Origin of the sequence: Pseudomonas sp. G166 (assembly GCF_037027455.2) — a bacterium.
Classification (GTDB): domain Bacteria; phylum Pseudomonadota; class Gammaproteobacteria; order Pseudomonadales; family Pseudomonadaceae; genus Aquipseudomonas.
On record NZ_CP146985.1, the window covers coordinates 5,584,922 to 5,607,213 of the forward strand.

Below are 22,292 nucleotides of genomic sequence, written 5' to 3' on the forward strand. Positions count from 1 at the left end.
CCCGACGGCCATTGCGATGATCGAACCCAAGCGCGTCTTGCGCGCCCTCGCTGAACACTGGGCATTGCTGGAACCTTTGTGCGAGCACTTCGACCAGGGCACCCTGAGCCTCAACGAATTGCGTTCACAGCTGGCCGCCCAACAACTGGACAGCACGCCCCAGGACATCACCAACCTGCTGGACGTGTGGATCCGCCTGGACATCCTCGTGCCGGTGGCGAAAAGCCCGAACCGCTTCGAGCTCAACGCCCAGATCCATGACTTCCTCGCCTACCTGCGCCGCGAACATCGCCTGGGCCTGTGCCTGGAGATCGAAGCCTACCTGCGCCACCTCGAGCGCCTGGCCGGCTATATCCAGGACGCTTTCGACATTCGCGACGGCAACGACCTGGCTCGCCAACTGCGCCTGCTGGACATGCGCGTACGCGACGTGCTCAAGAAACTCGCCAACGACGAACAGGCCCTGGTGGCCGTCGCCGAACGGGCCAAGACCAGCGACCGGCAGATCCCGCTGCGCCAGCGTTACGCCGAAGTGCTGGCGACCTGGGACGAATACGTCGAGCCGATGATCCAATTGGTGAACGCCGACGGCGCGTTCGAGCAGGGCGTGCGCAAGGTCGAGAACGTGTTGTTGCGCATGCTCACCGAACAGCAGCGCCTCGGCCACCTGGTGGACGACGACATGCTGCTGCGCACCCACGCGCGCATCCTCGAGATGCAGACCAGTGCCCAACTGACCCTGCGCCACGCCCGTGAATTGCTCCTGCCGCTGCGCGAAGAAGCCCGCCGCCACAACGCCGTGACCCGTGGCGCCGCCCTGGCCCTGGCCGCCATTCGCCGCAAAGGCATCGATGCCGTGCCACAGGCCGCGATGCCGCTGTTCACCCGGCCGCAAAGCACCTTCCTGGGCAGTGCGAGCCAAGTCGAAGCCTATGTCTACGCTCTGGCCCGTTTCGAGCCGAAACCGGCGCGCTTCCCCAAGTCCCACAAGCCCCACAAGGGCGGCGAAGCGCCGCGTGCGCCGCGTACCGTGCGCGAGATGGTCGAGCGTTGCGAAGACGCCCTGCCGATGCCGGACCTGATGACCTGGCTGCTGGAGCAGGAACCGGACGGCGCCACCGACGAATTGCTGTACTGGTTCTCGCGCCTGTCGCGGGAAAAACGCTTCAAACGCGAGCGTCTGGAACGCCGCGAATACCATACTCACGAGCATCAGGTCAGCCTGCGCTCCTTCGCCCTGCTCTCGGCCCGCGACAGCGCCGCCGAGGATTCTGCGAGCATCCCCCATGCATCTTGATTTATCCGAACTGTCCCAGCTGGCGCCGATCTTCCGCGAGCTGTTCAAGGGTTACCACGTCAGCCGCCGCGACCCGGAGCTGTACGCGCAACTGTCCAACTTCCAGGACCAGTACCGCACGCTGTTCAAGGCCCTGGGTTTTGAGCTGGTGTGCGACACCCGTGGCTTCTACTACTTCGTTCCGGACCTGGCCGCCGCCGCGGTGAACAAGACCGCTCAGCGCCTGGCCCTGTTCACCTTCATCCTTGTCGAACACTTGGCCGACCAGGGCCGCGACCCGATCGCCGTGCTCGACGGGGGCAGCCTGGGCCGCGATGAGCTGCCTTCGCTGCTGGAAAAGTACCGCGACCTGTTCATCCAGGCCGAAGTACAGACCCAGGAAGAGCTGGAAGAAAAAATCATGCGGCGCATGACCCAACTGGGTTTTGCCAGCGAAGAGAACGGCGTGTATCGCTTCCTGCCGCCGATGCACCGCTTCCTCGATGTTTGCCTGTCGGTCCAGCAGGACCGCGACCTGGCCGCCAGCCTGCACAGCGTGCTGCCGTTGCCGGCGCCGGTGCTGATCGACGAAGACAGCGACGAGAAGCTGCTGCAAACCGATGACCCGCTGGACTTGAGTGAATTCGAGGGTGAAAGCGAAGAAGACGCGCTGGCCCGTGCCATCGCCGAAGAACAGGAGACCGACGCATGAGCAAGGAACGCTACGGCATCCGCCGCTTTGCCCTTTTGAACACCGCCGGCTACAGCCTCGGCCTGTTCCCGCTGGAAGAACCACTGTCGGTATACGGCGCGAACAACCTCGGTAAATCCGCCTCGATCAACGCCTTGCAGTTCCCGATCCTGGCGCGTATGTCGGACATGAGCTTCGGCAAGTACAGCCTGGAACAATCCCGGCGTTTCTACTTTGCCTCGGACACCAGCTACATCCTGGTGGAAGTCGCCCTGCCCCACGGCCCGCACGTGATTGGCGTGGTCGGTCGCGGCCCCGGCGGCGGTTTCGGTCACCAGTTCTTTGCCTACGCCGGCAAACTGGACCTGGCCCACTACCAGAAAGACGACACCTGCCTGCGTCAGAAAGAACTGTTCACCAACCTGGAGCGCGAAGGCCTCAAAGCCTACGAACTCAAACCGGATGAACTGCGGCGGCTGTTGGTAGGCGGTCATACGTCCATTCCGCTCGACCTGACGCTGATCCCGCTGCGCTCCACCAGCGAACAAAGCCTCAAGACCTTCCGCGCGCTGTTCATCAACCTGCTGCACATGCGTGAAATCACTGCGGCCAAGCTCAAGCAACTGTTCCTCGACGCGTTCGAGCACAGCCTGCGCTCCGGCAGCGTGGATTACATTGCGGCGTGCGAAGAAGCCTTCCGCGACGTACGACGCATGGAACAGGACTACAACTCCCTGGTCGCCGCCGGCCCGCTGGTGGAAGCCCTGGCCAATGGCGTGAAGCAGCGCGACATTCTGCGCGGCAAACTGCATCGCCTCTCGCCGTTGCTCGATTCGTTGCTCGGCACTTGGTCGGACTACGCCAGTGCGCGCAAGGAAGAGCTGACCATCCAGGCCGAACACTATCGCAACGAACAGGATTCGCTGCAGAACGACCAGCGCGGCGGCACTCAAGAGCTGATGCGTCTGGAGCGGGAAATCAGCGGCATCCAGCGCTGGATCGGCGAGCTGTCGGTGCTCAAGAACCGCTTTGCCCTGGTGGATGACGTCAAGGTCCTGGAGCAACAACTGCTCGCCGCCAAGGACGCCCACGACGAACTGGCCGGTGCCCTGGCCCAGTCCCGGCAGTTCAGCGCCGAAGACCTGGAAGAGCGCCTGCGGGATCTGGAAAAACGTCTGAAGTCGGTCAAGCAGCAACTCGATCATGCCGACAACAACAGCTACGCCCGCCTGCGCGAAGAGTTCTCGCAGCAGGACGTCGAGCGCCTGATGCGCCTGTTCAACAGCGCCCTGTTCAGCCTGCCACTGGGTGAACACGGCATCGCGCTGGACGAGAATGGCGAGTGGGTCAAATCCATGGAGCTGATCCTCGACGGCTTCAAGGGTGAACGTTTCGAAGTGCCGGGCCTGTCCATCGACCTGTCCCACATCGAACCGCCTGCCCTGCAAGCCCTGGCTGACCGTGCCGCGTTGCGGGACCAGAAAGAGCGCCTGGAAAAAGAACTCAAGCAGCTCAAGACCCAGCAAGCCGTGGCCGCCGACCGCGCCGCGAGCAAAACCCAGACCGAAGCCCTGTACCAACAAGTGCTGGATGCGCAAAAGGCCCTGGAAGACTTCCGCCGCAGCCAGACCTTGAGCGCCGAAGAAGGCGAAAAGCTCGAACAACTGGCACAGATGGAAGCCGCCCAGGACGAACTCAAGCGCTCCAGCGATGCCTTCACCGAGCGCGTCCAGCAACTGTCGGCCAAGCTGCAACTGGTGGGCCGGCAGATCGCCGACATGGAGGCCAAGCAACGCACCCTCGACGATGCCCTGCGCCGTCGCCAATTGCTGCCGGCCGACCTACCGTTCGGCACGCCGTTCATGGACCCGGTCGACGATTCCATGGACAACCTGCTGCCGTTGCTCAATGACTACCAGGACAGTTGGCAAGGCCTGTTGCGGGTCGATGGCCAGATCGAAGCGCTGTATGCCCAGGTGCGCCTCAAGGGCGTGGCCAAGTTCGACAGCGAGGACGACATGGAGCGGCGTCTGCAGTTGCTGATCAACGCCTATGCCCACCGCACCGATGAAGCCTTGACCCTGGGCAAGGCGCGCCGTGCGGCCGTGACCGATATCGCCCGGACCCTGCGCAACATCCGTAGCGACTACGACAGCCTCGAGCACCAACTGGCGCTGTTCAACCGCGAGATCAACAAGCGGCAGGTGTCCAACCTGCAGAGCTTCCGGATCGTCCTGGCGCCGAACAAGGAAGCGCTCAAGCACATCGACCAGATCATCCACAGCGCCGGCCAGTACGAAGAAGGCGAGACGCTGTCGGTGTTCGACCTCAGCCAGAGCGCCGAGCAGGACAACAAGAACGAAGAAGCCAAGGAATACCTGGCGCGGCTGGTGGCGGCGAACCACAACCAGCTCGGTCTCAAGGACCTGTTCGAACTCGCGTTCGAGATCACCAAGGTCAACGGCCAGCCCGTGATCCACACCGACATCGACGGCGCGGCCTCCAACGGCACCACCATGACCATCAAGGCGCTGACCAACATGTATTTGTTGCTGCACCTGATGGACCGCGAACAAGCCGGCCGCGTGCGCCTGCCGTACTACCTCGACGAAGCGGCGGACATCGACGAGAAAAACCAGGCCGCGCTGCTGGAAACCAGCCTGCAACTGGGCTTCGTGCCGATCCTGGCCAGCGTGAAGCCGCAAGTCTGCGCCAGTGTCGCCATCGACCTGGAAGGCGGCAGCGGCCCGAACGGCATCTACATCGACGAAGCGGACTGGAAATACATCCGTCGTCATGATGCAGTGAGAGCTACGGTGAATGTACAGGCTGATGAGCCGGAGCTGGATCCGGTATGAGGTGAATTACCGGACATGAAAAAGGCCGCGATCATTGGATCGCGGCCTTTTTTGTGGTTATGCCCAACCTGTGGCGAGGGAGCTTGCTCCCGCTGGGCAGCACAAAATAACGGTTACTTGCCGAGGCTGATTTTCGGCGCCCAGGTCAGCCACTCATCCTCAAACTTATCGAACAGTGGGAAGGTCTGCTGAGGCCGCGCAGCAGCGCCCATTTTTTCGCCATCCGGCGTTGCGAAGGCAATGCCACCCTGAATCAGTGTTTCCAAGGACTCGGTCCGCACCGTTGCCCCTTTGAACAAGCCGAAGTCCAGACCGAAACCGCTGGTATTCCAGAATCGCGTGCCGCTGCGCACCAATGGCGCATATTTAGGCTCGATCAGGATATGGATCAGCACCCGATCCGCCGTCTGGCCCAGTTCATAACCGGTGACCTTGCCCACGGTAATCTCGCGGTAGGTCACCGGCACGCCGGTCTTCAAGGAACCACGACGTGCTGCGCTCAACACCAGGCTCAAACCTGCTTCGGGCGCAGCGCTTTCCGGAGGACTGGCCAGGGCCACGAAGTTTTTCTGCGGCCCGAGGTTTTTCGCCGAGGGCTGCACTTCAATGTACTGGCCGGTCACCAACGTCTCCAGGTTGGACGTCTTGATCAACCCCAACTCAGGCTTGACCACCCAAAACTGCGAACCGACCCGGGCAATGCGCTCTGGCACTTCGGTGATCCGCGCGGTGAGCAGCACCGATTGCAGATCGCCACTGAGGTCCACATCCTCGATCTTGCCGACATCCAGCCCCTTGAAACGGATTGGCGTACCGCTGCGCAAACCGTCGGCGCGATCGACCTTGATCGTCACCAAAGTGCCCTTCTGTTGCGCGGCCTCGCGGTCCTCGAACAAGCGGAACCGGGGGATGCGCCTTTTCAACGGCACATTGGGCTCCGGCGTCTCGAAGGAGATGCCACCGGCCATCAGGCTTTGCAAGGACTCACTCTTGACCTGGATCCCGCCCGTCAAACCTCCGGTGAGGGTAATGCCACTGGCATTCCAGAACCGCGTCGAGCCGTTGACCAACCCTTCGTATTCCTTCTCGATGTGAACGCCGATGATCAACTGCTTTTTCTTGCGAGAGAACTGGTAGCTCTGCACCGATCCGACCTTGACCTGCTTGTAGAGAATCGGACTGCCGACCTCCAGTGACCCGAGATTTTCGGTGAGCAAGACCAGGTGCAGGCCTGGTGAACGCAAGTCCAGCGGCGGCGCCTTCGCCCTGGCTTCAAACTCCCGTTGTGGCGCACCGCCTTTATCACCTGGACGCACGGCAATGTAGTTACCCTTGACCAGCGCTTCCAGACCGGTAATGCCCGCCAGGGAAATCGATGGCTTGACGACCCAGAACTGAGTGCCGGTCACCAGGTAGTCCTCGGCCAATGGGTCCAGGGTCAATTCAGCGGTAGCGCTGGACAGGTCCGGATCGACCTTGAGGGTCTTCAGGCTGCCGACCTGGATACCTTTGTACATCACCGGTGTACGACCGGACTGCAATCCTTCGAAGTCGCTGAGTTTGACCTTCACACGGATACCGGCAGCGGCCGCATCAAAGTCCTCGTACAAACGAAACGGCAGGCTCGGGTCCGTTGGCGGGCTGTCTTTGCGGCTTTCTGGCGTAGCGAAAGCAATGCCGCCGGCCACGATACTGGCCAGGGATTCACTGCGCACTTTGACGCCCGACAGGTTGGCATCGATGCTGATGCCACTGGCGTTCCAGAAACGCGTGTGCTTGCGCACCAGGTTGGCGTAGGTCGGTTCGATAAAGACCTTGATCTCGACCTTGCTCTGGTCTTCGGACAGCAGGTAACTCTTCACCTGGCCGACCTGAATCTGTTTGTAGAACACCGGGCTGCCACGGTTGAGGGAGCCCAGCCGGTCAGCCTTGAGGGTCAGGTGTAGACCCGGCTTGGCGTCCGACAGCGGCGGCTCTTCGGCCAGAGCTTTGAATTTACGGGTCGATTCTCCTTCACCTGGACTAATCGCCACGTAGTTACCCGACACCAGGGTTTCCAGGCCGGTGATCCCGGCCAGGCTCACGCTCGGCTTGACCAGCCAGAAACGCGTTCCGGTCTTGAGGTATTGCTCGACCTCCTTATTCATCTCGATGGTCGCAACCACGCCCTTGGAGCTGCCTTCGTCATCGAGCGTGAGAGCCTTGACTTTGCCGACTGGCATGCCTTTGTAGACGACTTCAGTCTTGTTGACCTGAATGCCTTCACCACTCTCAAAGCGCACGCTGATCTCGATTCCGGTTTCGGTGTAAGCCCGCCAGCCGAGCCAGCCACCGATGATCAAGGCAATCAGCGGTAGAACCCAGATGGCCGACCAGTTCGAAGCCGGTCGGGTTTTAGCGGTAGGCAAATCAGTCATGGTCGTTATCCGACTCCGTGTTATCCCAAATCAGTCGGGGATCGAAGGTTACTGCGGCAATCATTGTCAAAATCACTACGCTGGCAAACGCGATCGCGCCGAGACCGGCTTCGACACTGGCAAGCCGTCCGAAATTCACCACAGCCACCAAAATGGCGATCACGAAAATATCCAGCATCGACCAGCGGCCAATGAACTCAATAAAGCGGTACATGAAGATACGTTGTCGGGCAGACATGGGCTGATGTCGCTGAACGGAAAACAGCAACAACGCAATGCCCACCAATTTGAACGTGGGCACCACGATACTGGCAATAAACACCACAGCGGCAATAGGAATCATGCCGTGTTGGACCAACTCGATGACCCCGGACATGATGGTACTCGGAGCGCCCTGGCCCAACGAGTTGATAGTCATGATCGGTAACATGTTGGCCGGAATGTAGAGAATCGCCGCGGTGATCAACAATGCCCAGGTGCGCATCAAGCTGTCCGGGCGACGGGGATGAACCAGTGCGCCGCAACGAGTACAGGTTTGTCTGTCTGCGTCTGCGTCCTGTCGGTTCAACTCATGGCATTCAGTACAGATCAGAATGCCCGCATCAATCGCCCGCATGGGCATCCTCTCCTGATAACGCCTGCCAGATCTGGTGCGGCGACATGACGACCTCCAGCCAGACCTGAACCAGCAACAAACTGATGAAACACACCAGGCCAAGACCTACGGTAATAGCCGCCATATCTGCCAACTTGACGATGGCTACCAGGACGCCCATGAGGTAGACCTCGAGCATTCCCCAGTCTCGTAAATGGTGGTAAATGCGATACAGCAATAACCCGTAGCTACGGCCGATGTTCCAACGGATGGTCAGTAACACGGCCAGTTGGCAAAGCAGCTTGAGTAACGGAATGCCCATGCTGCAAAGGAACACCACTGCCGATATGCCTTGCATGCCGGTATCGAACAGACCGATCACACCACTCCAGACGGTGTCCTGGGAAGACTGCCCGAGCAAATTGAGTTGCATGATGGGTAAAAAGTTAGCCGGCACATATAACAGCAGAGCGGCGATGACCAAGGCAAGACTGCGTTCGACCACGTTGTGCCGATGGGCGTAGAGCTCATACCCGCAACGGGGGCACTCGGCTTTTTCGCCGTGGGCCAGTTGTGGCTTGCGCATCAACAGGTCGCACTCATGACATGCCACCAGATCATCCAGAGGTAAATCTGACAATCGATGAGTGTCTGACGGATCGGACATAAAAGAGCTCTGGCTCAGCTAAGTTGGGCCTATTCTAGTGCTCCAGCTCGAAAATAACTGTGCAAATTTATCAAGCTTTCGCGTGCTTTTATTGCGGGCAAAACAAAACCCCTACCTGCATCAGCAGATAGGGGTTTCGGAATTTAATCTTGACGATGACCTACTCTCACATGGGGAAACCCCACACTACCATCGGCGATGCATCGTTTCACTGCTGAGTTCGGGATGGGATCAGGTGGTTCCAATGCTCTATGGTCGTCAAGAAATTCGGTAGCCAGCGCGTGCCTTACGGTCACGTTCCAGCGAATGGGTATGCGATAGTTTGTGTGTTTGCTGCGAACTTTCGGTTCATGTCGTCTTCACACACCGCAATCTGGTGCCCTTTCGGGTCAGCAAATTGCTTGGGTGTTATATGGTCAAGCCTCACGGGCAATTAGTACAGGTTAGCTCAACGCCTCACAGCGCTTACACACCCTGCCTATCAACGTCGTAGTCTTCGACGGCCCTTCAGGGGACTCAAGGTCCCAGTGAGATCTCATCTTGAGGCAAGTTTCCCGCTTAGATGCTTTCAGCGGTTATCTTTCCCGAACATAGCTACCCGGCAATGCCACTGGCGTGACAACCGGAACACCAGAGGTTCGTCCACTCCGGTCCTCTCGTACTAGGAGCAGCCCCTCTCAAATCTCAAACGTCCACGGCAGATAGGGACCGAACTGTCTCACGACGTTCTAAACCCAGCTCGCGTACCACTTTAAATGGCGAACAGCCATACCCTTGGGACCGGCTTCAGCCCCAGGATGTGATGAGCCGACATCGAGGTGCCAAACACCGCCGTCGATATGAACTCTTGGGCGGTATCAGCCTGTTATCCCCGGAGTACCTTTTATCCGTTGAGCGATGGCCCTTCCATACAGAACCACCGGATCACTAAGACCTACTTTCGTACCTGCTCGACGTGTCTGTCTCGCAGTCAAGCGCGCTTTTGCCTTTATACTCTACGACCGATTTCCGACCGGTCTGAGCGCACCTTCGTACTCCTCCGTTACTCTTTAGGAGGAGACCGCCCCAGTCAAACTACCCACCATACACTGTCCTCGATCCGGATAACGGACCTGAGTTAGAACCTCAAAGTTGCCAGGGTGGTATTTCAAGGATGGCTCCACGCGAACTGGCGTCCACGCTTCAAAGCCTCCCACCTATCCTACACAAGCAAATTCAAAGTCCAGTGCAAAGCTATAGTAAAGGTTCACGGGGTCTTTCCGTCTAGCCGCGGATACACTGCATCTTCACAGCGATTTCAATTTCACTGAGTCTCGGGTGGAGACAGCGCCGCCATCGTTACGCCATTCGTGCAGGTCGGAACTTACCCGACAAGGAATTTCGCTACCTTAGGACCGTTATAGTTACGGCCGCCGTTTACCGGGGCTTCGATCAAGAGCTTCGCGTTAGCTAACCCCATCAATTAACCTTCCGGCACCGGGCAGGCGTCACACCCTATACGTCCACTTTCGTGTTTGCAGAGTGCTGTGTTTTTAATAAACAGTCGCAGCGGCCTGGTATCTTCGACCGGCGTGGGCTTACGCAGCAAGTGCTTCACCCTCACCGGCGCACCTTCTCCCGAAGTTACGGTGCCATTTTGCCTAGTTCCTTCACCCGAGTTCTCTCAAGCGCCTTGGTATTCTCTACCCAACCACCTGTGTCGGTTTGGGGTACGGTTCCTGGTTACCTGAAGCTTAGAAGCTTTTCTTGGAAGCATGGCATCAACCACTTCGTCACCCAAAGGGTAACTCGTCATCAGCTCTCGGCCTTAAGATCCCGGATTTACCTAAGATCTCAGCCTACCACCTTAAACTTGGACAACCAACGCCAAGCTGGCCTAGCCTTCTCCGTCCCTCCATCGCAATAACCAGAAGTACAGGAATATTAACCTGTTTTCCATCGACTACGCTTTTCAGCCTCGCCTTAGGGACCGACTAACCCTGCGTCGATTAACGTTGCGCAGGAAACCTTGGTCTTTCGGCGTGGGTGTTTTTCACACCCATTGTCGTTACTCATGTCAGCATTCGCACTTCTGATACCTCCAGCAAGCTTCTCAACTCACCTTCACAGGCTTACAGAACGCTCCTCTACCGCATCACTTGCGTGATACCCGTAGCTTCGGTGTATGGTTTGAGCCCCGTTACATCTTCCGCGCAGGCCGACTCGACTAGTGAGCTATTACGCTTTCTTTAAAGGGTGGCTGCTTCTAAGCCAACCTCCTAGCTGTCTAAGCCTTCCCACATCGTTTCCCACTTAACCATAACTTTGGGACCTTAGCTGACGGTCTGGGTTGTTTCCCTTTTCACGACGGACGTTAGCACCCGCCGTGTGTCTCCCATGCTCGGCACTTGTAGGTATTCGGAGTTTGCATCGGTTTGGTAAGTCGGGATGACCCCCTAGCCGAAACAGTGCTCTACCCCCTACAGTGATACATGAGGCGCTACCTAAATAGCTTTCGAGGAGAACCAGCTATCTCCGAGCTTGATTAGCCTTTCACTCCGATCCACAGGTCATCCGCTAACTTTTCAACGGTAGTCGGTTCGGTCCTCCAGTTAGTGTTACCCAACCTTCAACCTGCCCATGGATAGATCGCCCGGTTTCGGGTCTATTCCCAGCGACTAGACGCCCTATTAAGACTCGCTTTCGCTACGCCTCCCCTATTCGGTTAAGCTCGCCACTGAAAATAAGTCGCTGACCCATTATACAAAAGGTACGCAGTCACCCAACAAAGTGGGCTCCCACTGCTTGTACGCATACGGTTTCAGGATCTATTTCACTCCCCTCTCCGGGGTTCTTTTCGCCTTTCCCTCACGGTACTAGTTCACTATCGGTCAGTCAGTAGTATTTAGCCTTGGAGGATGGTCCCCCCATATTCAGACAAAGTTTCTCGTGCTCCGTCCTACTCGATTTCACTTCTAAGATCCTTTCGCGTACAGGGCTATCACCCACTATGGCCGCACTTTCCAGAGCGTTCCGCTAAAATCAAAGAAGCTTAAGGGCTAGTCCCCGTTCGCTCGCCACTACTAAGGGAATCTCGGTTGATTTCTTTTCCTCAGGGTACTTAGATGTTTCAGTTCCCCTGGTTCGCCTCTTGCACCTATGTATTCAGTACAAGATAACCATCTTATGATGGCTGGGTTCCCCCATTCAGACATCTCCGGATCAAAGTCTGTTTGCCGACTCCCCGAAGCTTTTCGCAGGCTACCACGTCTTTCATCGCCTCTGACTGCCAAGGCATCCACCGTATGCGCTTCTTCACTTGACCATATAACCCCAAGCAATCTGGTTATACTGTGAAGACGACATTCGCCGAAAATTCGCATGCATGCTCAAAGAGCAACTCACAAATTTTACCTTAGCCTGATCCGTTACCAGTGAAAGTAACGTTCAGTCTATCTTTCTATCACATACCCAAATTTTTAAAGAACGATCTAATCAAAAGACTAGAAATCAACATTCACCATCACCTTGATGGAATGCTCATTTCTAAGCTTTCAGAAGCAGTTTATGGTGGAGCCAAGCGGGATCGAACCGCTGACCTCCTGCGTGCAAGGCAGGCGCTCTCCCAGCTGAGCTATGGCCCCATAACAAAATTGGTGGGTCTGGGCAGATTCGAACTGCCGACCTCACCCTTATCAGGGGTGCGCTCTAACCAACTGAGCTACAGACCCAATTTCGAGCTTGTAACTGTTAGCGTGAGCTATCAGCTTGGAGCTTAAAGCTGCTTCTATCGTCTTCTTCAATGAATCAAGCAATTCGTGTGGGAGCTCATGAAGCAGCTGCGGTCGTCGATTAAGGAGGTGATCCAGCCGCAGGTTCCCCTACGGCTACCTTGTTACGACTTCACCCCAGTCATGAATCACACCGTGGTAACCGTCCCCCCGAAGGTTAGACTAGCTACTTCTGGTGCAACCCACTCCCATGGTGTGACGGGCGGTGTGTACAAGGCCCGGGAACGTATTCACCGCGACATTCTGATTCGCGATTACTAGCGATTCCGACTTCACGCAGTCGAGTTGCAGACTGCGATCCGGACTACGATCGGTTTTGTGGGATTAGCTCCACCTCGCGGCTTGGCAACCCTCTGTACCGACCATTGTAGCACGTGTGTAGCCCAGGCCGTAAGGGCCATGATGACTTGACGTCATCCCCACCTTCCTCCGGTTTGTCACCGGCAGTCTCCTTAGAGTGCCCACCATAACGTGCTGGTAACTAAGGACAAGGGTTGCGCTCGTTACGGGACTTAACCCAACATCTCACGACACGAGCTGACGACAGCCATGCAGCACCTGTCTCAATGTTCCCGAAGGCACCAATCCATCTCTGGAAAGTTCATTGGATGTCAAGGCCTGGTAAGGTTCTTCGCGTTGCTTCGAATTAAACCACATGCTCCACCGCTTGTGCGGGCCCCCGTCAATTCATTTGAGTTTTAACCTTGCGGCCGTACTCCCCAGGCGGTCAACTTAATGCGTTAGCTGCGCCACTAAGAGCTCAAGGCTCCCAACGGCTAGTTGACATCGTTTACGGCGTGGACTACCAGGGTATCTAATCCTGTTTGCTCCCCACGCTTTCGCACCTCAGTGTCAGTATCAGTCCAGGTGGTCGCCTTCGCCACTGGTGTTCCTTCCTATATCTACGCATTTCACCGCTACACAGGAAATTCCACCACCCTCTACCATACTCTAGCTCGACAGTTTTGAATGCAGTTCCCAGGTTGAGCCCGGGGATTTCACATCCAACTTAACGAACCACCTACGCGCGCTTTACGCCCAGTAATTCCGATTAACGCTTGCACCCTCTGTATTACCGCGGCTGCTGGCACAGAGTTAGCCGGTGCTTATTCTGTCGGTAACGTCAAGACAATCACGTATTAAGTAACTGCCCTTCCTCCCAACTTAAAGTGCTTTACAATCCGAAGACCTTCTTCACACACGCGGCATGGCTGGATCAGGCTTTCGCCCATTGTCCAATATTCCCCACTGCTGCCTCCCGTAGGAGTCTGGACCGTGTCTCAGTTCCAGTGTGACTGATCATCCTCTCAGACCAGTTACGGATCGTCGCCTTGGTGAGCCATTACCCCACCAACTAGCTAATCCGACCTAGGCTCATCTGATAGCGCAAGGCCCGAAGGTCCCCTGCTTTCTCCCGTAGGACGTATGCGGTATTAGCGTCCGTTTCCGAGCGTTATCCCCCACTACCAGGCAGATTCCTAGGCATTACTCACCCGTCCGCCGCTCTCAAGAGGTGCAAGCACCTCTCTACCGCTCGACTTGCATGTGTTAGGCCTGCCGCCAGCGTTCAATCTGAGCCATGATCAAACTCTTCAGTTCAAACATCTTTGGGTTTTGAGAAAACCCTAAACTTGGCTCAGCAATCGTTGGTTACATCTTTGATTTCTCGCGGAGTAACTTGCGATGCTGATAATCTGTTGACTAGCAGTCTGACTCCACAAGCACCCACACGAATTGCTTGATTCAGTTGTTAAAGAGCGGTTGGTTAAGAGCTTTCGTCTCAACCGAGGCGCGCATTCTACAGCGCCCGGTGTATCTGTCAAGCGGTTATTTTAAGAAGTTTTCAAAGTTTCGTTTGGGAAACATCAACAACTTCAACCACTTGCGCTTCCGATCTCTCGTTAGCGGGAGGCGAATTCTACAGCGTTACTCGCTGCTGTCAACACCTCTTTTTCTCCGCTTTCGACCGAGAAGATCGAATCGCTGACAAGGCCAAACAAACACTGCCTTATCAACTGCTTCCTGGCTTCGATGAACTGAAGCCCGGCACCTTCAAAACATGGTTAACTCATTGAAACTCAAGGAGTTTTTCGTTTCGACTGCGCCGGAAGTGGGGCGAATTATAGACGTCCAGAATTTGCCGTCAACCCTTAATTACGCTTTTGTCGCACAAGAAGTTTTCCTACCCATTAATCGCGGGATCCGGCGCATCACCGGCGGAACTCTCAACACCAATAATACGACGCCTATAAAGGCGTAAATCGACCACTCCTTCAGATCCGCCCGCACGATCCACAACATATGCAGCAGCCCAAGCCCCAGGATCAGATAAACCAGGCGATGCAGCTTCTTCCAGCGCGTGCCGAGTCGCCTCTGACTGTAGCGATTGGAGGTGATCGCCAGCGCTAACAAGCCGAGAAACCCAAGCGCCCCGACAATAATGTAAGGCCGTTTGCTCAATTCAACGCCCAGTTGCGACCAGTCGAACCCCAGGATGAACGCCGCATACCCACTCAAATGCAGCACCACATAAGTAAAGCACCACAACCCCAACTGGCGCCGGACCGCGATCCACCCTGCCCACCCCGTCAGTTTTTGCAGCGGAGTCATACTCAGAGTGATCAACAATAGGATCAAAGTCCCTAACCCAAGCCGATCCACCAGCACCTTGCCGGGATCTGGCCCCAACGAGCTCGTCAATGCCTGGTAAAGCCAGAGCAACGGCCAGACCGCCGCAGCGAGAAAGACGCCGACCCGCCATGCTGGGAAACGCATCAGTAGTCCTTCCTCAAGTCCATCCCTGCATATAAAGAAGCGACTTCATCCTGATAGCCGTTGAACATCAACGTATCGCGCACATTAGGGCTGAAAAGCCCACTCGGCAAACGGCGTTCATGTGCCTGGGTCCAGCGCGGATGGTCGACCGTCGGATTGACGTTGGCATAGAAACCGTACTCGTCGGACGCAATGCTTTGCCAGGTCGTCTTCGGCTGCTCGCTCACCAGGCTGATACGCACAATCGACTTCACACTTTTAAAACCGTATTTCCACGGCACCACCAATCGCAACGGCGCGCCGTTCTGATTGGGCAACTCCCGTCCGTACATCCCTACCGCCAGGATAGCCAGCGGGTTCATCGCCTCATCCAGTCGCAAGCCCTCGACATAAGGCCAGTCGATCAAGGCAAAGCCAGACCGCTGCCCCGGCATGGTCTTGGGGTCTTGCAAGGTTTCGAAGCGGATGTACTTCGCTTTGGAGGTCGGCTCAACCTGCTTGAGCAGCGCGGAAATGGGAAAGCCGAGCCAAGGAATGACCATCGACCAGGCTTCGACACAACGCAGACGATAGATACGCTCCTCCAACTGATAGGGCTTCATGAAGTCTTCCAACCCATAGCGCCCTGGCTTACCCACCTCCCCGTCCACCACCACACTCCAAGGTTCGGTTTTCAAGGATCCGGCATTCGCCGCCGGATCCCCCTTGTCAGTCCCGAACTCATAGAAGTTGTTGTAATGAGTGGCGTCTTTGAACGGAGTGATGGGCTCATTCTTGACCGTGACCGCCCCCCATTGGGTGGCCGGCAATTTCTCGGCAAACCAGGATGGCGCCTTGCCAGGCTCGACATCAGCATAACGCGCCGCATCGGCAGCACCGGCCCAACGCGGCAGGCTGCCCACGGCGAGGCCAGCCATGGTCGCACCCAGCATTTGACGACGCGATAAATAGAAGGATTCAGGCGTGACGTCCGATTCACTGCAGTCGGACGACTTGGGGATCTTGATCAGCATGGCAACTCCGCAGTATTGGAGGGTAGGTGCACCAATAGACTGCGGAGTATGGGGGAAATTACATCACTCGGCGCTTTTGTGGCGACGCAGGCGCAACAGGTATTGAACCGGACCCGATGCAGCGTAGGCGAGGAACACCAGCAACAGAATACGTGGCGGATCACTGAAGACCACCGCGAACACCAGCACCACCGCCAGAATCGCAACGAACGGCACGCGCCCCTTCAGATCCAACTCCTTGAAGCTGTTGTACTTGATGTTGCTGACCATCAGCATCCCGGCCGCCGCAACCAATAGCGCCACTAGGAAGGACATTTTCGAACCCTGGATGCCATAGTCGCTGAATGCCCAGACCACACCCGCCACCACACCTGCCGCAGCCGGGCTGGCCAAGCCAATGAAGTAGCGCTTGTCAGCCTTGCCTACTTGCGTATTGAAACGCGCCAGACGCAGTGCCGCACCCGCCACGTAGATGAAGGCGACCATCCAGCCGACCTTGCCCATGTCCCCCAGCGCCCAGCCGAATGCCAGCAAGGCCGGCGCCACGCCAAAGGCGACCATGTCGGACAGCGAATCATATTCGGCGCCGAACGCGCTTTGGGTATTGGTCATGCGGGCCACGCGGCCGTCCAGACCGTCAAGCACCATGGCGACAAAGATCGCAATGGCAGCGAAGGCGAAGTAACGACTCGCCCCGGCACTGTCGCCAGCGCTCAAGGCGGCCTGGGCGCTCATGGAACTGATGATGGAATAGAAACCGGCGAACAGGTTCGCGGTGGTGAACAGATTCGGCAGCAGATAGATGCCACGATGCCGGACCTTACGGCCTTCAGCGTCATGGCCTTCTTCGACGTGCTCATCGATGGGTAGCAGGCTTTCAGCGTCAGGAGCCTGGTTTGGCTCGTCGGGACGTTCGCTCATGGACAGTACCTTGCAACGGTGTGAAAAAATTCGACAGGTGTCTGGGACGACGGTTCGGCCGCAAACGATGCAGCTTTATACCAGAAGCCACCGCCCAAACGAAAAAACGCGGCCAAGGCCGCGTTTTTCGATCAAGCTCGCGACTTAGTTCTTGGCTTTGTCGACGATCTTGTTGGCACCGATCCACGGCATCATGGAGCGCAGTTGCTCGCCGATGATTTCGATACCGTGGGCGGCGTTGTTACGACGCTTGGCGGTCATCGAAGGATAGCCAGTGGCGCCTTCGCTGATGAACATCTTGGCGTATTCGCCGTCCTGGATACGTTTCAGGGCGTTGCGCATAGCCTGGCGGGACTCGGCGTTGATCACTTCCGGACCGGTCACGTACTCGCCGTATTCGGCGTTGTTGGAGATCGAGTAGTTCATGTTGGCGATACCGCCTTCGTACATGAGGTCAACGATCAGCTTCAGTTCGTGCAGGCATTCGAAGTAGGCCATTTCTGGCGCGTAGCCCGCTTCAACCAGGGTTTCGAAACCGGCTTTGACCAGCTCGACGGTACCGCCGCACAGAACGGCTTGTTCGCCGAACAGGTCGGTTTCGGTCTCGTCCTTGAAGGTGGTTTCGATGATGCCGGTACGACCACCACCAACGCCAGCAGCGTAGGACAGAGCCACGTTCTTGGCGTTGCCGGACGCATCCTGGTAGATCGCGATCAAGTCAGGGATACCACCGCCCTTCACGAACTCGGAACGTACGGTGTGGCCTGGAGCCTTCGGCGCGATCATGATCACGTCGAGGTCGGCGCGTGGCACAACCTGGTTGTAGTGGATCGCGAAGCCGTGGGAGAAGGCCAGGGTGGCGCCTTTCTTGATGTTCGGCTCGATTTCGTTTTTGTACAGGGCAGACTGGAACTCGTCCGGGGTCAGGATCATGACCAGGTCGGCTGCAGCAACGGCAGAAGCCACGTCGGTGACTTTCAGGCCATGGGCCTCGGCCTTGGCTACGGTGGCAGAGCCTTTACGCAGGCCTACGGTCACGTCAACACCGGAGTCCTTCAGGTTGCACGCCTGGGCGTGACCTTGGGAACCGTAGCCGATGATGGCGACTTTCTTACCCTGGATGATCGACAGGTCGCAGTCTTTATCGTAGAAAACTTTCATGAATTTCCCCTATATCCGGCCGTTCAGGCCATTCGCTAATTTGGTTAGATGCTCAGTACTTTGTCGCCACGGGCAATCCCGGTGACGCCACTGCGTACGGTTTCCAGAATCGAGGCAGTGCCGATCGATTGAATGAAGCTGTCGAGCTTGTCGCTGGTACCGGTCAACTGAACGGTATAGACGCTGGCGCTGACATCGACGATCTGCCCACGATAAATATCGGTAGTGCGTTTGATCTCGGCGCGCTGGGCGCCGGTGGCCTTGACCTTGACCAGCATCAGCTCGCGCTCGATGTGAGCGCTTTCCGACAGGTCCACCAGCTTGACCACCTCGATCAGCTTGTTCAGGTTTTTGGTGATCTGCTCGATGACTTCATCGTGGCCCACAGTGGTCAGCGTCAGACGCGACAGGGTCGGGTCTTCGGTTGGCGCCACGGTCAGGCTTTCGATGTTGTAGTTGCGCTGCGAAAACAGGCCCACAACACGAGACAGAGCACCCGGTTCGTTTTCCAGAAGCAGGGAAATAATATGTCGCATGATTAGGTACGCTCCGTCTTGCTCAGCCACATATCGCGCATGGAGCCGTCTTTGATTTGCATCGGGTAGACGTGCTCACTGGTGTCGACCGCAATATCGATCACCACCAGGCGATCCTTCATGGCGAACGCCTCCTCCATCTTCGACTTCAAATCTTTCGATTCGGTGATGCGTACGCCGACGTGACCGTAAGCCTCTGCCAGCTTGACGAAATCAGGCAGCGATTCCATGTAGGAGTGCGAGTGGCGGCTGCCGTAGCTCATGTCTTGCCACTGGCGAACCATACCCAACACACCGTTGTTCAGGATCACGATCTTCACCGGCAATCCGTATTGCAGGCAGGTGGACAGTTCCTGGATGTTCATCTGGATGCTGCCCTCGCCCGTGACGCAGGCAACGTCGGCATCCGGGAAGCTCAACTTGATACCCATGGCCGCCGGGAAACCGAAGCCCATGGTGCCCAGGCCACCGGAGTTGATCCAGCGGTTGGGTTTGTCGAACTTGTAGTACTGCGCGGCGAACATCTGGTGCTGGCCCACGTCGGAGGTCACAAAGGCATCGCCCTTGGTCACTTCGCACAGGGTTTCGATCACGGTCTGCGGTTTGATTACGCTGCCATCGCCCTTGTCATAGGGGAACAGGCCGCGATCACCGCGCCACTCATCAATCTGCTTCCACCAACTGGCCACGGACTCTTTGTTCGGAGCCTCGCCGATTTCCTTGAGGATGGCGACCATTTCGGTCAGTACACTCTCAACAGGACCGACAATCGGCACGTCTGCCTTGATGGTCTTGGAGATGGACGCCGGGTCGATATCGATGTGGATGATCTTGGCGTTAGGGCTGAACTTCGCCGGGCCATTGATGACACGGTCGTCGAAACGCGCGCCGACCGCCAGGATCACATCGGCATGGTGCATCGCCAGGTTGGCGGTGTAACTGCCGTGCATGCCGAGCATGCCAATGAACTGACGATCAGTGCCCGGATAGGCACCCAGGCCCATCAGGGTATTGGTCACTGGCAGGTTGAGCATTTTCGCCAGTTCGGTCAGCGGCGCAGAGCCACCGCCAAGGATCACGCCACCACCCGAGTAAAGCACCGGGCGCTTGGCCGCCAAGAGCATTTCGGCTGCCTTGCGGATTTGCCCGGAGTGGCCGCGTACGGCCGGGCTGTAGGAACGCAGCTTGGCTTTTTTCGGAAAGATGTATTCGAACTTCTCGGCCGGGTTGGTCATGTCTTTTGGAACATCGACCACGACCGGGCCCGGACGACCGGATTCAGCCAGGTAGAAGGCCTTCTTCATGACTTCCGGGATTTCCGATGCGTGCTTGATCATGAAGCTGTGCTTCACGATCGGCCGGGAGATACCGATCATGTCGGTTTCCTGGAATGCATCGGTGCCGACCATGGTGCTAGGCACCTGGCCGGAGATGATCACCATCGGGATGGAGTCCATGTACGCCGTGGCGATACCGGTGATGGCGTTCGTGGCGCCTGGACCGGAAGTCACCAGTACCACGCCGGCCTTGCCGGTGGCACGGGCATAGCCGTCAGCCATATGGGTCGCTGCTTGCTCGTGACGAACCAGGATGTGGGTCACTTCCGGTTCTTTGAACAGAGCATCATAGACATGAAGAAGAGCACCACCCGGGTACCCGTAGATATATTTGACGCCTTCGTCACGCAAGAAGCGGACGAGCATCTCACCGCCAGATAAAAGCTCCACGTTGTTCACCTCTAAAACGCCAGAATACCGCCCCTCAACAGGGACGGGTCTTAATAGGTTTACTTCTCGGCAGAGCATGAGCGACGGTGGTCGCCGACTACGTCAGCACTGACTGAGCAAGTATTGGGATCGTCCCAAGTGTTGCGGGCCTTTCCCACCCAGCGCGAGGTAACGCGTTGCGGGTGTAACAGGTCGGCGCGGATGTGCGCCTCATGATCTGCCGAGTGGGTCTGCTTCTGGCAGTCCCTCTACAGCGGACTTTGGATTCTTCTGTTTCGCCCTGTGCAAGTCAAGTCGTCAATGTGCTTTATTCGAAGTAACCGCATGAGAACGCAAGAAAAAACCTTTAAACGGCAACTGTGTTAGCTTCAATTGCGCAACCCATGACAAGGAAACAGCATGCGAATGTTCTTCTTGACGGCTAGCCTGATGGTTGGCCTGAGCCCGATGTGCATGGCCGGCCAGGTCTACAAATGGGTCGACGCCCAGGGCGTGACCCACTTCGGGGCCCAGCCACCCGAGGGCACCGAGGCCTCGACCGTGATCAAGTCTTCACCGTCCGTCGCCAAACCGCCAGCACCGCCTTCTGGTGGGCCCATAGGCGACCAGAAGGCGATCGATAAAGAGGTGAAGAAACAGATTGCCGAGCAGGAAGCCCAGCTCAAGGCATTTTGCGAACAGGCCAGGACCAACCTGGCGCAGTTGCAAAACAACCCAAGAGTTCGCGAGGACGTTGAGGGGGAAATGCGCCGCCTATCTGACGAAGAGCGACGCCAGCGCATCGATGAAACGCGCAAGCAGATCGAAGAGCACTGCCAGTAACGTCGGTCAGCCGACGCTGCTGATCATCTGATCGAACTGCGCCAACAGCCGCTGCAACTCCATACCCTGCCCTGGCCGCTGGGCATAGACCATTTCAGCCATGGCCAGGATGCCCGAGGCGTTGGGCAGCGGCAGGTCATTTTCCAGGATGGCTTTCATCCGCGGCAGGAAAATCCATTGCAGCCATTGCTCGAAGTCCAAGGTGTCGACCGCGAACGGCTCGACACTGGCCAAGGCCTCGGCCGAAGGCGAAACGCTGCTCCACCAGCCCTGAACCCGCAGCTCCCGTTCGATCAGCAGCAACTGATCGGCTATCTGGGGAAAACGCGTATCCATCAGAGCGAAACCTTGGCCTTCTGGCGTGCCAGCGCCGCACCCGCAGAATCGCCTTGCTTCTCACGAGCCTGGGCGATCAATTCCCACAGGCTGGCCTGAAGTGCCGGGCGCCCACTGGTAAATGTCAGGCCACGACGGGCGAGCTGTTCGGCTTGCGGCGCATCCCCCTGGGCCATGCGCACCTGGGCCAAGCGATAAAGCACCTGCGGCTCGCGCGGCGCTACCCGCTGGGCACGCTCCAAGCTCGAAGAAGCACCGTTGAGGTCCCCTCCGGCCTGCTGCTGTTGTGCCGTGGTAAGCAGGGCCAGCACCGGACCGTCCAGTTGCTCATCGGCGGACAAACCACCCGCACTGGCCGGCGGAATACTGCTCGGCGTCGAAGGCATGCTGTAACTACCCTGATCGATCGGCGAGGTCTCGATAGGGCCAGGCGTGATGGGACCTGGCGTGATCGGCGTACTGCTGATCGGTGCCGAGGTCGTGGCGCCCCCCCCCGGTACCATCACGACGACACCGCTGTCGCCCTGGGGAATCGCCTGGGCCTGGCCCTGCACCGGCCGCTTCACCGTCGTTTGCCGGAAACCACCGTTGGCCGAGATCCGCTCGCTGTTGGAAACGGCGGTGCCGGAGTCAACGACCGGAATCGAACCACGCTGTACGGTGGAACAGCCACTGAGCAAAGCCACGGCAGTTACCGCTGGAATCAACCACTTGTTCACTTGAAACC

Annotated in this window: 15 protein-coding genes, 2 tRNA genes and 3 rRNA genes; 4 read left to right on the forward strand and 16 right to left on the reverse strand. The window is 57.5% G+C overall.

Annotated features, from left to right (window positions below; all coding sequences use genetic code 11):
* Nucleotides 1–16: 16 nt before the first annotated feature.
* From mksB to mksF, 3 genes are read left to right on the forward strand one after another with little or no spacing between them, the layout of a single operon-like run.
* Nucleotides 17–1,297, forward strand: a complete 1,281-nt coding sequence (gene mksB / locus SGN16_RS24700; protein ID WP_335945615.1) for an Mks condensin complex protein MksB — start codon at nucleotides 17–19, stop codon at nucleotides 1,295–1,297.
* Entirely contained in the window at nucleotides 1,287–1,988 is a 702-nt protein-coding gene (mksE, locus tag SGN16_RS24705) for an Mks condensin complex protein MksE (protein ID WP_014340217.1), read from the forward strand. The genes mksB and mksE overlap by 11 nt, the downstream gene beginning before the upstream one ends.
* Nucleotides 1,985–4,825, forward strand: a complete 2,841-nt coding sequence (gene mksF / locus SGN16_RS24710) for an Mks condensin complex protein MksF (RefSeq protein WP_210640920.1) — start codon at nucleotides 1,985–1,987, stop codon at nucleotides 4,823–4,825. Before mksE ends, mksF begins: the two co-directional genes overlap by 4 nt.
* Nucleotides 4,826–4,938: 113 nt before the next feature.
* On the opposite strand, the gene SGN16_RS24715 is transcribed toward mksF, so the two are convergent.
* From SGN16_RS24715 to SGN16_RS24780, 14 genes are all read right to left on the reverse strand, one after another.
* Nucleotides 4,939–7,242, reverse strand: a complete 2,304-nt coding sequence (locus tag SGN16_RS24715) for an MlaD family protein (RefSeq protein WP_210640922.1) — start codon at nucleotides 7,240–7,242, stop codon at nucleotides 4,939–4,941.
* On the reverse strand, nucleotides 7,235–7,858 hold the full coding sequence (locus SGN16_RS24720) for a paraquat-inducible protein A (protein WP_210640924.1): 624 nt from the start codon (nucleotides 7,856–7,858) through the stop codon (nucleotides 7,235–7,237). Before SGN16_RS24720 ends, SGN16_RS24715 begins: the two co-directional genes overlap by 8 nt.
* Nucleotides 7,845–8,504, reverse strand: coding sequence for a paraquat-inducible protein A (locus SGN16_RS24725; RefSeq protein WP_335945616.1), 660 nt, complete (start codon nucleotides 8,502–8,504; stop codon nucleotides 7,845–7,847). The genes SGN16_RS24720 and SGN16_RS24725 overlap by 14 nt, the downstream gene beginning before the upstream one ends.
* A gap of 147 nt (nucleotides 8,505–8,651) precedes the next feature.
* Nucleotides 8,652–8,767: ribosomal RNA gene (gene rrf, locus SGN16_RS24730) — 5S ribosomal RNA — on the reverse strand.
* A gap of 149 nt (nucleotides 8,768–8,916) precedes the next feature.
* Nucleotides 8,917–11,808: ribosomal RNA gene (locus tag SGN16_RS24735) — 23S ribosomal RNA — on the reverse strand.
* A 243-nt stretch (nucleotides 11,809–12,051) separates the two neighbouring features.
* A tRNA-Ala gene (locus tag SGN16_RS24740) sits at nucleotides 12,052–12,127 on the reverse strand.
* 10 nt (nucleotides 12,128–12,137) lie between these two features.
* Nucleotides 12,138–12,214: transfer RNA gene (locus SGN16_RS24745), tRNA-Ile, on the reverse strand.
* Nucleotides 12,215–12,336: 122 nt separating this feature from the next.
* Nucleotides 12,337–13,873: ribosomal RNA gene (locus tag SGN16_RS24750) — 16S ribosomal RNA — on the reverse strand.
* The 16S, 23S and 5S rRNA genes sit together here with 2 tRNA genes alongside, the layout of an rRNA operon.
* A gap of 555 nt (nucleotides 13,874–14,428) precedes the next feature.
* Complete coding sequence (gene msrQ, locus SGN16_RS24755; RefSeq protein WP_335946010.1) at nucleotides 14,429–15,049, reverse strand: protein-methionine-sulfoxide reductase heme-binding subunit MsrQ; 621 nt, start codon at nucleotides 15,047–15,049, stop codon at nucleotides 14,429–14,431.
* A complete protein-coding gene (gene msrP / locus SGN16_RS24760; RefSeq protein WP_335946011.1) occupies nucleotides 15,049–16,062 on the reverse strand; it encodes a protein-methionine-sulfoxide reductase catalytic subunit MsrP in 1,014 nt (337 codons plus the stop codon). Before msrP ends, msrQ begins: the two co-directional genes overlap by 1 nt.
* Before the next feature lie 63 nt (nucleotides 16,063–16,125).
* Complete coding sequence (gene pssA / locus SGN16_RS24765; RefSeq protein ID WP_210640932.1) at nucleotides 16,126–16,983, reverse strand: CDP-diacylglycerol--serine O-phosphatidyltransferase; 858 nt, start codon at nucleotides 16,981–16,983, stop codon at nucleotides 16,126–16,128.
* Nucleotides 16,984–17,127: 144 nt separating this feature from the next.
* Nucleotides 17,128–18,144 (reverse strand): ketol-acid reductoisomerase, encoded by a 1,017-nt coding sequence (gene ilvC, locus SGN16_RS24770; protein WP_003185459.1) that lies wholly within the window; start codon nucleotides 18,142–18,144, stop codon nucleotides 17,128–17,130.
* A 44-nt stretch (nucleotides 18,145–18,188) separates the two neighbouring features.
* The gene (gene ilvN / locus SGN16_RS24775; protein ID WP_003176102.1) at nucleotides 18,189–18,680 is read right to left on the reverse strand and encodes an acetolactate synthase small subunit; all 492 of its coding nucleotides are present in this window, start codon (nucleotides 18,678–18,680) and stop codon (nucleotides 18,189–18,191) included.
* 2 nt (nucleotides 18,681–18,682) lie between these two features.
* Nucleotides 18,683–20,407, reverse strand: coding sequence for an acetolactate synthase 3 large subunit (locus tag SGN16_RS24780; RefSeq protein WP_210640934.1), 1,725 nt, complete (start codon nucleotides 20,405–20,407; stop codon nucleotides 18,683–18,685).
* A 405-nt stretch (nucleotides 20,408–20,812) separates the two neighbouring features.
* On the opposite strand from SGN16_RS24780, the gene SGN16_RS24785 reads away from it, so the two are divergent.
* Nucleotides 20,813–21,229 (forward strand): DUF4124 domain-containing protein, encoded by a 417-nt coding sequence (locus SGN16_RS24785; protein ID WP_210645416.1) that lies wholly within the window; start codon nucleotides 20,813–20,815, stop codon nucleotides 21,227–21,229.
* A 6-nt stretch (nucleotides 21,230–21,235) separates the two neighbouring features.
* Here SGN16_RS24785 and SGN16_RS24790 read toward each other — a convergent pair whose 3' ends face one another.
* Nucleotides 21,236–21,565 carry a YqcC family protein gene (locus SGN16_RS24790; RefSeq protein ID WP_335946012.1) on the reverse strand — a complete coding sequence of 110 codons (330 nt, stop codon included), beginning with the start codon at nucleotides 21,563–21,565 and terminating at the stop codon, nucleotides 21,236–21,238.
* Nucleotides 21,565–22,284 (reverse strand): hypothetical protein, encoded by a 720-nt coding sequence (locus tag SGN16_RS24795; RefSeq protein WP_210640938.1) that lies wholly within the window; start codon nucleotides 22,282–22,284, stop codon nucleotides 21,565–21,567. The genes SGN16_RS24790 and SGN16_RS24795 overlap by 1 nt, the downstream gene beginning before the upstream one ends.
* Nucleotides 22,285–22,292 lie beyond the last annotated feature (8 nt).